The sequence below is a fragment of the Streptomyces sp. XY431 genome (assembly GCF_001279805.1).
Classification (GTDB): domain Bacteria; phylum Actinomycetota; class Actinomycetes; order Streptomycetales; family Streptomycetaceae; genus Kitasatospora; species Kitasatospora purpeofusca.
Genome location: NZ_LGDO01000517.1, coordinates 21,682 through 35,173 on the forward strand (window position 1 = coordinate 21,682; position 13,492 = coordinate 35,173).

The following is a 13,492-nucleotide window of genomic DNA, read 5'->3' on the forward strand; positions in this document are numbered from 1 at the left end:
CGGATCCGGCCCTGTGGCCGGAACCCGGCGCCACGAGCGCGACGACCGGCCTGCCGGCCACGCCCTGTCCGCCCCCTCGCCCGCCCCCCACGGCGGCGCCGGCGGGACGGCCGGGGACCGTCGTCCGGACGGTCGCACCACCGGAACCTGGAGGAACCAGATGGACCTGACCGACTTCGGCGCGGGCGCGCAGTACATCGCGGGCCGGCAGAGCCGGGGGAGCGGTGACGCCTTCCAGGTCGTCAACCCGGCCGACGGCAGCGTCGTCGAGGAGTTCTCCCTGGCCTCCACCGGACAGGTCGACGAGGCCGTGGCCGCCGCCCGGGCCGCGCTGCCGGAGTGGGCCGGTGCCACCCCCGGTGCCCGCTCCGAGGCGCTCACCCGGCTCGCCGCCGTCCTCACCGACGCGGCCGCCGACCTCGCCCGGGTGGAGACCGCGCAGACCGGCAAGCCGATCAAGCTCTCCACCGAGTTCGACGTCCCCGGCACCATCGACAACACGTCCTTCTTCGCCGGGGCCGCCCGCAACCTGGAGGGCAAGGCGGCCGGCGAGTACTCCGGCGACCACACCTCGTACGTGCGGCGCGAGGCGATCGGCGTGGTCGGTTCGATCTCGCCCTGGAACTACCCGCTCCAGATGGCCGCCTGGAAGGTCCTCCCGGCGATCGCGGCCGGCAACACCATCGTCCTCAAGCCGGCCGAGCTGACCCCGCTGACCTCGCTGATGTTCGCCCGGGCCTGCACCCTGGCCGGCATCCCGGACGGTGTGGTCAACGTCGTCACCGGCGCGGGCCGGGTCGCGGGCGAGCACCTGGTGTCGCACCCGGACGTCGCGATGGTCTCCTTCACCGGCTCCACCCCGGTCGGCAAGCGGGTCGCCGAACTCGCCACCGCGACCGTCAAGCGCACCCACCTGGAGCTCGGCGGCAAGGCCCCGTTCGTGGTCTTCGACGACGCCGACCTCGGCGCCGCGGTGCACGGCGCCGTCGCCGCCTCCCTGATCAACAGCGGCCAGGACTGCACGGCCGCCACCCGCGCCTACGTCCAGCGCCCGCTCTACGACGCCTTCGTGGCCGGGGTGGCCGAGCTGTACGAGGGGATCCGGCTGGGCGACCCGCTGGACCCGCGCACCGACCTCGGCCCGCTGGTCTCCTTCACCCACCGCGACCGGGTGGCCGGCTTCGTCGACCGCGCCCGCGGCTACGCGACCGTGGTCACCGGCGGCGCCGCCCCCGCGAAGGGCCACGACGGCACCGACCTCACCCGCGGCGCCTACTACCGCCCCACCCTGATCACCGGCGCCGCCCAGGACAGCGAGGTCGTCCAGGGCGAGATCTTCGGTCCGGTGCTGGTGGTCCTGCCCTTCGACAGCGACGACGAGGGCCTGCGGCTGGCCAACGACACCCCCTACGGCCTGGCCGCCTCCGCCTGGACCGGCAACGTCCACCGCTCGCTGCGGGCCACCCGCGAGCTGGCGGCCGGCTGCGTCTGGGTCAACGACCACATCCCGATCATCAGCGAGATGCCGCACGGCGGCTACAAGTCCTCCGGCTACGGCAAGGACATGTCGCAGTACTCGCTGGACGAGTACACCCAGGTCAAGCACGTCATGTTCGACACCACCGCGGTCGCCCGCAAGGACTGGCACCGCACCGTCTTCGGAGACAGATAACCCGGACCGGGGTGCCCCCCACACCCCCCTTCGCCCCCCAGGAGGCCCGTCCCATGGCGTTCAACGAGCTCACCGAAGGACTGTCGGAACCGGTCCGCAAGGCCTGGGAACGCAGTCTGACCAGTGGCCGGGCCGCTCTCGGCCGGCGCGCCGTGCTGCGCGCCGCCGCCCTCACCGCCGGCGCGGCCGGCCTCGCCGCCTGCGGTATCCCGCCCGCCGGGAACACCGGCGGGACGGGAGACTCCACCGCGAACGCCGCCAAGGACCTCTCGGACAGCGAGAAGGAGGTGAACTTCTCCAACTGGCCGCTCTACGTCGACGCCGACGAGAACGACAAGGAGAAGCACGGCACCCTGGAGGCCTTCACCGCCGCCACCGGCATCAAGGTCAAGTACACCGAGGACGTCAACGACAACGTCGAGTTCTTCGGCAAGGTCAAGCCGCAGCTCGCCGCCGGCCAGGACACCGGCCGCGACCTGATGGTGCTCACCGACTGGATGGCCGCCCGGCTGATCCGCCTCGGCTGGGCGCAGAAGCTCAACCCGGCCAACGTCACCACCGCCATCACCACCGTCGAGTCCCGCTTCCGGGCCCCCGACTGGGACCCGGGCCGGCTGTACAGCTACCCGTGGGCCGGCATCCAGGTGGTCATCGCCTACAACCGCAGGGCCACCAAGGGGAAGGAGGTCACCAGTATCGCCCAGCTGCTGGAGGACCCCGACCTCAAGGGCCGGGTGACCTTCCTCTCCGAGATGCGCGACAGCATCGGCATCACCCTGCTGGACATGGGCAAGGACCCGGCGAAGTTCACCGCCGACGACTACGCCGCCGCGGTCGCCCGGCTGCAGAAGGCGGTCGACAACAAGCAGATCCGCCGCTTCACCGGCAACGACTACGGCCAGGAGCTGTCCTCCGGGGACATCGCCGCCTGCGTCGCCTGGGGCGGCGACCTGATCCAGCTGCAGGCGGACAACCCGGACATCGAGTTCGTCATCCCCGAGAAGGGCTTCGTGACCAGCACCGACAACCTGCTGGTCCCGGCCAGGGCCCAGCACAAGACGAACGCCGAGAAGTTGATCGACTTCTACTATCAGCCGAAGATCGCGGCGCAGCTGACCGCAGGCATCGGCTTCGTCTCCGCCGTCACCGGGGTGAAGGAGGAACTGGCCGCCATCGCCCCGGAGAGCGCGGCCAACCCGCTGGTCGTCCCCACCCCCGAGATGGCGGCCAAGGCGCACGTCTTCCGGACCCTCACCGAGACCGAGGAGAGCGACTTCGAGGAGAAGTTCTCCAAGCTCATCGGCGCCTGACCCCCACTGACGGCAGCGAACCCAGAGAGACACCATCCATGACAGAGCAGCAGAGCCCCGCGGCCGTCGGCGGCGACGTCCGGCTCACCGGCATCGGCAAGACCTACGGCTCCTTCACCGCCGTCCACCCGCTGGACCTGACCGTCCCCCAGGGCTCCTTCTTCGCCCTGCTCGGCGCCTCCGGCTGCGGCAAGACCACCACCCTGCGGATGATCGCCGGCCTGGAGGAGCCCACCAGCGGCACCGTCCTGATCGGCGGCCAGGACGTCACCCGCCTGCCCCCCTACAAGCGGCCGGTGAACACCGTCTTCCAGAGCTACGCGCTCTTCCCGCACCTCGACATATTCGAGAACGTCGCCTTCGGCCTGCGCCGGCGCGGCCGCAAGGACGTCAAGAAGCAGGTCGAGGACATGCTCGAACTCGTCGAGCTCGGCCAGTACGCCCGGCGCAAGCCGCACCAGCTCTCCGGCGGCCAGCAGCAGCGCGTCGCCGTCGCCCGCGCGCTGATCAACCACCCGCAGGTGCTGCTCCTCGACGAGCCGCTCGGCGCCCTCGACCTCAAGCTCCGCCGCCAGATGCAGCTGGAGCTCAAGCGGATCCAGACCGAGGTCGGCATCACCTTCGTGCACGTCACCCACGACCAGGAGGAGGCCATGACCATGGCCGACACCATCGCGGTGATGAACGGCGGCCGGGTCGAGCAGCTCGGCGCGCCCGCCGAGCTCTACGAGAACCCCGCCACCACCTTCGTGGCCAACTTCCTCGGCCAGTCCAACCTGCTGCCCGCCGATGTCACCGGCGGCGCCGGCGAGGACCTGCTGCTCACCGCCGCCGGCGCCCGGCTCACCGTGCCCCGGGCCCGCTGCGCCACCGAGGCCAAGCGGGTCCACCTCGGCGTCCGCCCGGAGAAGATCACCATCGAGCACGGCTCCGCCGAGGTCGCCGAGGGCCGCAACCGGCTGGCCGGCACCGTCGTCGACTCCAGCTTCATCGGCGTCTCCACCCAGTACCTGGTGCGCACCGACGGCGGCCAGGAGGTCACCGTCTTCGAGCAGAACATGGAGCGCGACGCCCGGGTCGTCCCCGGCGCCCCGGTCGTCCTGCACTGGAACCCGGCGCACTCCTTCGCCCTCGACGCCGCGCAGGCGATCGACGCGGGCACCGGGGAGGCGGCGGCATGACCACCCTCACCCCGGCGGCGCCGCCGCAGGCCGTACCCCCCGACGGCGGCGCCCCGGCGCCGGCCCCGAAGGCGAAGCGCCGGCTCACCCCGTACTGGCTGCTGCTGCCCGGCGTCGCCTGGCTGGTCGTCTTCTTCGCGGTGCCGATGCTCTACCAGGGCTCCACCTCGCTGCAGACCGGCTCGCTGGAGGACGGCTTCCGCGTCACCTGGCACCTCGCCACGTACTGGGATGCCCTGGTCGAGTACAAGTGGCACTTCGTCCGCTCGTTCGGCTACGCCGCCACCGCCACCCTGCTCTGCCTCGCCATCGGCTACCCGCTCGCCTACACGATCGCCTTCAAGGCGAGCAAGCGCTGGCGCAGCGTGCTGCTGATCCTGGTCATCGCGCCGTTCTTCACCAGCTTCCTGATCCGCACGCTGGCCTGGAAGACCATCCTCTCGGACGGCGGCCCGGTGGTCGGCGTGCTCAACACCCTGCATGTCCTGGACGTCACCAGCGCGATCGGCCTCACCTCCGGCGACCGCGTGCTGGCCACCCCGCTCGCCGTGGTCTGCGGCCTCACCTACAACTTCCTGCCGTTCATGATCCTGCCGCTGTACACCTCGCTGGAACGGATCGACCCGCGCCTGCACGAGGCCGCCGGGGACCTCTACGCCCGCCCGTTCACCACCTTCCGCAAGGTCACTTTCCCGATCTCGCTCCCCGGTGTGGTCGCGGGCACCCTGCTCACCTTCATCCCGGCCTCCGGCGACTACATCAACGCCCAGCTGCTGGGTTCGCCGAGCGAGCAGATGGTCGGCAACGGCATCCAGAAGCAGTTCCTGAACGTGCTCGACTACCCCACGGCCGCCGCGCTCAGCTTCATCCTGATGGCCCTGATCCTGGGCATGGTGACGGTCTACATGCGCAAGGCCGGGACGGAGGAACTGGTCTGATGTCCCGATTCTTCGGATGGATCCGCGCACACCTGGTGGTGCTGGCGGGCCTGCTGGCCCTCGCCTACCTGGTGCTGCCCAACCTGGTGGTCCTCGCCTTCTCGTTCAACAAGCCGGTCGGCAAGTTCAACTACGAGTGGAACGAGTTCTCCACCGACGCCTGGACCGACCCCTGCGGCGTCGCCGACATGTGCCAGTCGCTCTCGCTGAGCCTCCAGGTCGCGGTGCTCGCCACCGTCGGCGCCACCGTCCTGGGCACCATGGTCGCCTTCGCGCTGGCCCGCTACCGCTTCCGCGGCCGCTCCGCCACCACCGCGATGATCTTCCTGCCGATGGCCATGCCCGAGGTGGTCATGGCCGCCTCGCTCGGCACGCTCTTCCTCAACATGCGCATCCCGTTCGGCTTCACCACCATCCTCATCGCGCACATCATGTTCTGCCTGAGCTTCGTGGTGACGGCGGTCAAGGCGCGCGTGATGAGCATGGACCCGAGGCTCGAACAGGCCGCCCAGGACCTCTACGCCACCCCGGTCCAGACCTTCCTGCGGGTCACCCTGCCCCTCGCCGCCCCCGGCATCGCGGCCGGCGCGCTGCTCAGCTTCGCGCTCTCCTTCGACGACTTCATCATCACCCAGTTCAACTCGGGCCCGACCACGGTCACCTTCCCGATGTTCGTCTGGGGCGCCTCGCAGCGCGGCATCCCGGTCCAGGTGAACGTCATCGGCACCGCGATGTTCATCGCCGCCGTCGGGCTCACCGTGGGTGGACAGTGGCTCGGGAACCGCCGGAAGGCCACCGCCTGACCGCCCCGGCCGCCTTCCCGGCGTACCGTCGGGAAGGCGGCCGATCATCACCATCAATGTGCAGAAAGTGGCTGATAATGCATGGACTCCGCCCGCGCGCTCAGTGACGCCAGGCCCACCCCCTTCTGGCTCGAGGACCCGGGTCGGCCGACGGCGCAGCCCGCTCTGGTCGGCGACGCCCACTGCGACCTCCTGGTCGTCGGCGGCGGCTACTCCGGCCTCTGGACCGCCCTCGTCGCCAAGGAGCGCGACCCCTCCCTGGACGTCGTCCTGGTCGAGGGCCAGGAAGTGGGCTGGGCCGCGTCCGGGCGCAACGGCGGATTCTGCGCGGCCAGCCTGACCCACGGCTTCGGCAACGGCCTGCAGCGCTGGCCCGCCGAGCTCGGCCGGCTGGAGCGCCTCGGCGCCGACAACCTCGACGGCATCGAGGCCACCCTCACCCGCTACGGCATCGACGCCGAGTGGGAGCGCACCGGCGAGATCGACATCGCCACCCAGCCGCACCAGCTCGACGAACTCCACGAGGTCGCCGAGGCCGTCGCCCAGTACGGCCTCGACGTCACCGTGCTCGACCGTGACGAGCTGCGCGCCCAGGTCGACTCGCCGACCTTCCTCGGCGGGATCTGGGACAAGGAGGGCGTGGCCATGGTCCACCCCGCCAAGCTGGCCTGGGGCCTCAAGCAGGCCTGCCTCGGCCTGGGCGTGCGGATCTTCGAGCACACCCCGGCCGAAGCCCTGCGCGAGCACGGCGCCGGCATGGCCGTCCGCACCCCCTACGGCCGGATCTTCGCCGGCAAGGTCGCGCTCGGCACCAATGCCTTCCCCTCCCTGGTCAAGCGCGTCCGTCCGTTCATCGTCCCGGTGTACGACTACGCGCTGATGACCGAGCCGCTCAGCGACGAGCAGCTGGCCGCGATCGGCTGGAAGGGCCGCCAGGGCCTCAGCGACAGCGCCAACAAGTTCCACTACTTCCGGCTCTCCGCGGACAACCGGATCCTCTGGGGCGGGTACGACGCCGTCTACCACTTCGGCGGGCACGTCCGGCACGAGTACGACCAGCGGCCGGAGACCTTCCGCACCCTGGCCCGGAACTTCTTCACCTGTTTCCCGCAGCTGGAGGGCGTCCGCTTCACCAACGCGTGGGGCGGGGCGATCGACACCTGCAGCAGGTTCTCCGCGTTCTTCGACACCGCCTACCGGGGCCGGGTCGCCTACGCCGCCGGCTACACCGGCCTCGGCGTCGGCGCCACCCGGTTCGGCGCCGAGGTCATGCTCGACCTGCTCTCGGGCGAGCGCACCGAGCGCACCGAACTGGAGATGGTCCGGCGCAAGCCGCTGCCCTTCCCGCCCGAGCCCGTCCGCTGGGCCGGCATCGGGATCACCACCCGCTCGCTGGAGCGCGCCGACCGCACCGGCGGGGAGCGCAACCTGTGGCTGCGCACCCTCGACAAGCTGGGGCTCGGCTTCGACAGCTGACCGAGGCGTGGGAAGGACCCGGGCGGATCCGGGCGGATCCGGGCCGGACCCGAGTACCGGACTTGTGCACTGGTCTCGTGAACCGGACCCGAGTACCGGACCCGTGTAAGAGAGACCCGCCGTTCGCCTCTCGATGGTGACGGCGGGTCTCCGCATGCCCCGCCGCGCCATCGCACACACCGACGCGCAGAGCGGGGACAGCACATGGAGACCACGGCACTCGACTGGCTGGCCCAGGCCGCACCGGACCCGCAGGCCTTCCGGGCCCAGTGGGAACGCTCCGGCCTCGGCCTGGTCCTGCTCCCGGCCGGTCGGCACTGGGACGTCCTCTCGGTGCCCGGCCGGCTCGGCCGCCCGGTCGTCGAACTCCTCGGCACCGGCTCCTGCGGACCGGTCCTGGCCGACTTCGGCGAGGAGCACATCGGCTTCCTGGTGCCCGTCGGCACCGCCGCCCGCTGGATCGGCACCGGTGTGCGCTGCGCCGGGGAGGGCACCTGGATCGTCGTCCCCCACCCCGAGCGGCGGGGCCGGGGCGTGCGCTGGCTCGTCCCACCCGACGGGTCCGGACGGCTCAACGACCCCGTGCTCCTGGAACTCGCCCTGCACGAGGCGGCGGCCGGGCTCGGCGACTGGTGACCGGAGCGGCCCGGCCGCCCTGCCGTCCTCCCGGCCGGCCCGCTCTCCTCCCGGCCGGGCGCGCCGGAGGGGGCGGCGCGCCAGACTGGAGGGGTGACCACAGCCCCGGACGCCGTCGACCCCGCCCTCCACCCGGGCCCGGCCCAGCTGCGCCTCCTCGACCTGGCCCGGCCCGTGCGCGAGCGGTACGGCCTCGCCCTCGCGGGTGGGCACGCCCTGCGCGCGCACGGCGTCCCGGCCTGCGACCAGGACGGGATCACCCTGGTGGCCACCGGGGCCGCCGACCTGCCCCGGGTCGCCGCGGAGCTGGCGCAGGCCTACCGGACGGTGGGCGGCGTGGTCGCGGAGCGTCCCGGCACGCCCCGGCTGGAACAGCTCTCGGTCCGGCTCACCCTGGGCGGGCGGGCGCACACCGTCGAACTGCGCAAAGAACCGCTGGGCCACCGTCCGGTCCTCCTCGGCCTCGGCGGCCCCGACCCCGACGGCGCGCCCGGTACCCCGCTCGTGGTGGGCACGGTCGCGCTGGAGGACGCCGCCGCCCTCACCACCGCGCTGCTCGTCGACCGGGCCCTGCCCCGGGACCTGATCGACGTCCACGCGCTCACCGCCTGCTACCGGGAGGGCGAACTGCTCGCGCTGGCCACCGGGCTGGACGCCGAGTTCCAGCCCACCGCGCTCGCCGACCGGCTGGAGACCCTGGCCGAGGCCGCCGACGGGCGGTTCCGGGCCCGCGGCCTGCCCGGCAGGGAGGTCGACGCGCTGAAGCGGTGGGCGCTGGCCTGGGCCCAGGACCTCAGGCTGGACCTGCTGGAGACCCGGGAGGCCGCGGACGGCCTGCACGACCCGTACCTGGAGGACGTGGAGGCCCGGGAGGACCTGGTGGACACGGTGGACGAGGCACTCGGAGCGGCTCGGCAGTACGACCTGTAAGGCTGAATCCTCAATCCCCGTCAGCCTGTTCGTTGAGGCCGCCACGACTCCCCAGCAGACTGGACGAGTGAGCGCGGTAGCCCCGTGACCTCGCCGCCCCCGTCCCGTGCGGGCGGCGTCACACAAGGGACCGGTGGCGCAAGGCCGCCCGGACTTCGGAGGCAGACGGACCTTGAGCAAGCACATCACCCACTGGATCGGCGGCCGCCCGGTCGCCACCGCCGGTGCCGCGCCCCGTCGCGGTGACATCTTCGACCCGGCCACCGGCCAGGTCACGGGCCACGTCGACTTCGCGGACGTCGCGGACGTCGACCAGGCGGTGGCCGCCGCCGCCTCGGCCTTCACCGAGTGGCGCACCGCCTCGATCGCCAAGCGCACCACGGTGCTCTTCGCCTTCCGCGAGCTGCTCAACGCCCGCAAGGACGAGCTGGCGTCGATCATCGTCGCCGAGCACGGCAAGGTGCACTCGGACGCGCTCGGCGAGATCGCCCGCGGCCTCGAGGTCGTCGAGTACGCCTGTGGCATTCCGCAGCTGCTCAAGGGCGGCTTCACCGAGCAGGCCTCCACCGGCATCGATGTCTACTCGATCCGCCAGCCGCTCGGCCCGGTCGCGATCATCTCGCCGTTCAACTTCCCGGCCATGGTGCCGATGTGGTTCTTCCCGATCGCCGTCGCGGCCGGCAACACCGTGGTGCTCAAGCCGTCCGAGAAGGACCCGTCCGCCGCCAACTTCCTGGCCGAGCTGTGGAAGGAAGCCGGTCTGCCGGACGGCGTCTTCAACGTCGTGCACGGTGACAAGGTCGCGGTGGACCGGCTGCTGGAGCACCCCGACATCAAGTCGGTCAGCTTCGTGGGCTCCACCCCGATCGCCCGCTACGTCTACGAGACCGGTACCCGCTACGGCAAGCGCGTCCAGGCCCTCGGCGGCGCCAAGAACCACATGCTGGTCCTGCCGGACGCCGACCTCGACCTGAGCGCCGACGCCGCCGTCAACGCCGGCTTCGGCGCGGCCGGCGAGCGCTGCATGGCGGTCTCCGTCCTGGTCGCGGTCGACCCGATCGGCGACGAGCTGGTCGAGAAGATCAAGCAGCGGATCGCCACCCTCACCGTCGGCCCCGGCTGCAACGGCGAGTCCGAGATGGGCCCGCTGGTCACCGGCCAGCACCGGGACAAGGTCACCTCCTACGTGGAGTCCGGCCTCGCCGACGGCGCCGAGCTGGCCGTGGACGGCCGCAAGCACGAGATCACCGCCGAGGACCGCAACGGCTCGCCTACCGCGGACGGCTTCTGGCTCGGCCCCACCCTGTTCGACCACGTCAAGCCCGGCATGTCCGTCTACAACGACGAGATCTTCGGCCCGGTCCTGTCGGTCGTGCGCGTCGACTCCTACGAGGAGGGCCTGGCCCTCATCAACGCGAACCCGTACGGCAACGGCACCGCCATCTTCACCAACGACGGCGGCGCGGCCCGGCGCTTCCAGTACGAGGTCGAGGTCGGCATGGTCGGCATCAACGTGCCGATCCCGGTTCCGGTCGCCTACTACTCCTTCGGAGGCTGGAAGGCCTCGCTGTTCGGCGACGCCCACGCCTACGGCCAGGACGGCGTCCAGTTCTTCACCCGCGGCAAGGCGGTCACCCAGCGCTGGCTGGACCCCTCGCACGGCGGCATCAACCTGGGCTTCCCGACCAACAGCTGACCGCCCCGCGCGGACCGCCGAACGGCCGGAGTGTCGAACGGATCGGAACGCCGAACGGCCGGACCCCTCTCCCCGGGGTCCGGCCGTTCGGCGTCCGTGCTGTCGTGCTGGCTACTCGGACGCGCCGCCCCGGCCGACCTCGCGGCGCACCTTGGCCCGGACCGCCCGCGACACCACCGGGCCGAGCCCGTCCACCACCTCGACCAGAGCGCCCAGCCGGTCCAGCGCCGCGAACGCCCCGGCCGCACCCTGCGGGTCCACCCCGTCGTACAGCTCCAGTCCGACGAAGGCCGCGGCCACCGCTCGTGCCAGACCCGGCAGATCGAGGAACTCGCCGAGCGGGTGCCCCGTGTACAGCCGCTCCAGCACCCGCTGGAGCTCGTCCGTCCACAACTGCAGCGCGGCGGCCGTCGCCTCCGCGAGCCGGGGCTGGCCCGTCGATCCGGCCAGGAACTGCCCGAGCAGCGCGACGTTCCCCGCGGCCCGTTCCTCCTGGTGCAGGCGTTGCCCCAGGCTCAGCAGTTCGCGCAGTGAGTCCGCCGCATCGAGGGCCGGCCGGTACCGGTCCAGCCGTAGCCCGGTCTCGCGGAGCACGGCTGCGGCGAGCAGCCCCTCCACCGTCTTGAAGTGGTAGAACACCAGCGCCTGATTGGCACCGATCTCCCCGGCGATGGTGCGGGCCGAGACCCCCGAGATCCCCTGCCGCTTGAGCGCGCTGATGGCAGCCTCCATCAGCCGCTCGCGTGTGTCGCTCATGCGTGGCAGCGTAGCGGCCCGGCCCCGACACCCGGGCGGCGGTTCCGAACGCTCACGTGCGGACGGATTCCCGCAACGGGCGGACGTGCTTCGGAATCCCCTCCGGGCCGACCTGCGGATATTCCGTGGTGAACCACCCCTGGTAGCCCATGACCAGACCCACCAGCGGATTGGTCACCCGGACCTGGATGCGGCACCGACCGGCGTCCTCGTCGAACCACTCGTGCAGATCCGCCCGGCCGGTCAGCGCCCCCGGCCAGCGCGGCGATCCGGGGAAGCCGGTGACCCGCTGCTCGCCGGAGGAGATCACCAGCCCGCCGCGCGGGGTGACCCGCAGGTGGAGGTCGACGGCGAGGTGCTGGTGCGTCCCCAGAAAGTCGACGACCGTCCCCGGCTGCTGCGGAGCGGCCACCATCGTCGCGTCGAAGCGGCGGGGCCGGGTGAACTGGAACGTCCGGACGAAGGTGACCGTCTCCCGACCGAAGCCGTCCCGGTAGGCGTAGTTGGCGATGGTGAACGGCACATCGTGGCCCTGCTCAGGAAAGAGGATGTTCTGACGGCTCCCGAGCCGGAGGAACGGGGTGAGCCACCGGGCCCCCTGCCTGACGCGCTCCATCCGGCCGGTGCCGATGCAGGCGATGCCGTCCTCGGAGGAGAAGCCGAAGCGCCGTTGCAGCTCGGGGTGCAGCCGGTCGAAGTCGGTCCCCAGGGCCTCACGGAAGATCGACCGTCCGGCGCGGGGCGCTCCGTTGGTGGGGCTGATTGTTGCCGAGAGGACGGGGGCGGCTGTGCGGGGTGCTTCGGTGAGAGTCACGGCTTCTCCAGAGTGGTGAGCAGGCGTGGCGGGCGCGCGCTGCGCCCCGGGGCGGTTCCGGCGGGATTGTTCTCGCTGGCGTTGTTCCTGCCGGGGCGCTTCGTGTTCGGCCGCCTGGCACAGCGCCGGGCAGCCGGGGTGAGGGAGGAGGGCGGGACCGACGCGCAGAGAAGGAGAGCTGCCCCGGCGACGAGCACCCCCGCGGCCACCCCGGTCCGACCGGCCGCCAGGAAGGCGGCGGCCAGAACAACACCGAGCCGCACGCTGCTCTCGGCCGCGGCATGCAGGAGGGAGCGCTCCGGGGTGATCCCGCGTTCGGCCCAGAGCCGCAGCCGGTCGAACGACCAGGCGGTGAGCCATCCGACGAAAGGCCGCACGAACCAGCGGTCCAGCCGGGCACCACCGGGCCACTGCCAGCTCCGGTAGTCGTAGCCCGTGACGAAGAGGACGCCCTCACCCGTCGGCGGATCGGCCGGCGTGTAGCGCCAGTAGCCGGCGCCCTCCTGAAGCGGTGAGAACGCGTTGTCGGAGCGGAACCGCAGTGCGCTGGTGCGCGACCCGTCGGACCGCTGCCGTTCGGCGGTGGTCACCCCCGTACCCCTGAGCGCGGGTCCGCCCGGCCACCCGAGCAGGTAGCGAAACCGCACCACGGGAGGAGGTCCCGTCTCGGTGCTGTGCTCCGGCGCAGCAGCTGCGTACCGGATCCGGGTGAAGCGCGCGTCCCAGCGTTGGTGCTCGTGCGGTGTCTGGGTGAGGTTCCAGACCAGATCCATCGGCGCACTGATCCGCGCCTCGACGTAGATCGGCCGCCCGGCCGACCGCCTGGTAGCAGGCATGGGTGTCCCCCTGAGCGAGAGTTTGAGCGAGTGCTCAACTTCCGATGGCCGCCATGATGGCAGAGTTTTGAGCGATTGCTCAAGAATGTGGGCGACAGCAGGCCCTGACGACGATGATCGGCAGGGTGGGGAGGGCGGTAGCGGCGACGGGCCGTTTGCATTGCCCGGCAGACGGGCGTAGTGTTCACTGGTCGCTCGGCAGGGAGCACCGGACACGCATCGGCGCGGACGGTCCCGGGGCGGCCAATCCTCTGAACACCACCTCTTCCCATTTCGGGCCGAGGCGTGTCGTTATTTCTTTCGATACGTTCCGGCTCAGGGTCTATTCGGTGTGCCTGTTTTCAAGGATTGCGGCCGGATTCGCTTTTCGGAGCGGGGATCGGCTAGAGTTTGAAACGTCGGACGGGGCGTCAAGCCGCAGAAGACACCAGCGAGTTGGATGAA

General features: G+C 71.5%; 12 protein-coding genes. 9 read left to right on the forward strand and 3 right to left on the reverse strand.

Annotated features, from left to right (window positions below; translation table 11 throughout):
- The first annotated feature begins 160 nt into the window (after nucleotides 1–160).
- The 9 genes from ADK60_RS38895 to ADK60_RS38935 all read left to right on the forward strand — a co-directional run bounded on the left by ADK60_RS38895 (nucleotide 161) and on the right by ADK60_RS38935 (nucleotide 10,642).
- A complete protein-coding gene (locus ADK60_RS38895) occupies nucleotides 161–1,672 on the forward strand; it encodes a gamma-aminobutyraldehyde dehydrogenase (RefSeq protein WP_053651635.1) in 1,512 nt (503 codons plus the stop codon).
- A gap of 53 nt (nucleotides 1,673–1,725) precedes the next feature.
- Nucleotides 1,726–2,982 carry a polyamine ABC transporter substrate-binding protein gene (locus tag ADK60_RS38900; protein ID WP_053651624.1) on the forward strand — a complete coding sequence of 419 codons (1,257 nt, stop codon included), beginning with the start codon at nucleotides 1,726–1,728 and terminating at the stop codon, nucleotides 2,980–2,982.
- 38 nt (nucleotides 2,983–3,020) lie between these two features.
- Entirely contained in the window at nucleotides 3,021–4,163 is a 1,143-nt protein-coding gene (locus ADK60_RS38905) for an ABC transporter ATP-binding protein (RefSeq protein WP_045941292.1), read from the forward strand.
- Nucleotides 4,160–5,101, forward strand: coding sequence for an ABC transporter permease (locus ADK60_RS38910; RefSeq protein ID WP_053651626.1), 942 nt, complete (start codon nucleotides 4,160–4,162; stop codon nucleotides 5,099–5,101). The genes ADK60_RS38905 and ADK60_RS38910 overlap by 4 nt, the downstream gene beginning before the upstream one ends.
- Nucleotides 5,101–5,904 carry an ABC transporter permease gene (locus tag ADK60_RS38915; RefSeq protein ID WP_045941294.1) on the forward strand — a complete coding sequence of 268 codons (804 nt, stop codon included), beginning with the start codon at nucleotides 5,101–5,103 and terminating at the stop codon, nucleotides 5,902–5,904. Before ADK60_RS38910 ends, ADK60_RS38915 begins: the two co-directional genes overlap by 1 nt.
- An 81-nt stretch (nucleotides 5,905–5,985) precedes the next feature.
- Entirely contained in the window at nucleotides 5,986–7,380 is a 1,395-nt protein-coding gene (locus ADK60_RS38920) for an NAD(P)/FAD-dependent oxidoreductase (protein ID WP_053651628.1), read from the forward strand.
- Nucleotides 7,381–7,584: 204 nt separating this feature from the next.
- Nucleotides 7,585–8,016, forward strand: coding sequence for a hypothetical protein (locus ADK60_RS38925; RefSeq protein ID WP_045941296.1), 432 nt, complete (start codon nucleotides 7,585–7,587; stop codon nucleotides 8,014–8,016).
- Nucleotides 8,017–8,109: 93 nt separating this feature from the next.
- Nucleotides 8,110–8,946, forward strand: a complete 837-nt coding sequence (locus tag ADK60_RS38930) for a hypothetical protein (RefSeq protein ID WP_053651630.1) — start codon at nucleotides 8,110–8,112, stop codon at nucleotides 8,944–8,946.
- A 172-nt stretch (nucleotides 8,947–9,118) separates the two neighbouring features.
- Nucleotides 9,119–10,642 (forward strand): CoA-acylating methylmalonate-semialdehyde dehydrogenase, encoded by a 1,524-nt coding sequence (locus tag ADK60_RS38935; RefSeq protein WP_045941298.1) that lies wholly within the window; start codon nucleotides 9,119–9,121, stop codon nucleotides 10,640–10,642.
- Between the two features lie 111 nt (nucleotides 10,643–10,753).
- On the opposite strand, the gene ADK60_RS38940 is transcribed toward ADK60_RS38935, so the two are convergent.
- Genes ADK60_RS38940 through ADK60_RS47330 form a run of 3 tightly spaced genes read right to left on the reverse strand, consistent with a single transcriptional unit; the run spans nucleotide 10,754 to nucleotide 13,048 of the window.
- The gene (locus tag ADK60_RS38940; protein WP_045941299.1) at nucleotides 10,754–11,398 is read right to left on the reverse strand and encodes a TetR/AcrR family transcriptional regulator; all 645 of its coding nucleotides are present in this window, start codon (nucleotides 11,396–11,398) and stop codon (nucleotides 10,754–10,756) included.
- Nucleotides 11,399–11,450: 52 nt separating this feature from the next.
- Nucleotides 11,451–12,212 carry a DUF4166 domain-containing protein gene (locus tag ADK60_RS47325; RefSeq protein WP_353612707.1) on the reverse strand — a complete coding sequence of 254 codons (762 nt, stop codon included), beginning with the start codon at nucleotides 12,210–12,212 and terminating at the stop codon, nucleotides 11,451–11,453.
- Nucleotides 12,209–13,048: a hypothetical protein gene (locus ADK60_RS47330; protein ID WP_053651632.1), complete on the reverse strand. Its 840-nt coding sequence runs from the start codon at nucleotides 13,046–13,048 to the stop codon at nucleotides 12,209–12,211. Before ADK60_RS47330 ends, ADK60_RS47325 begins: the two co-directional genes overlap by 4 nt.
- Between the last annotated feature and the right edge of the window lie 444 nt (nucleotides 13,049–13,492).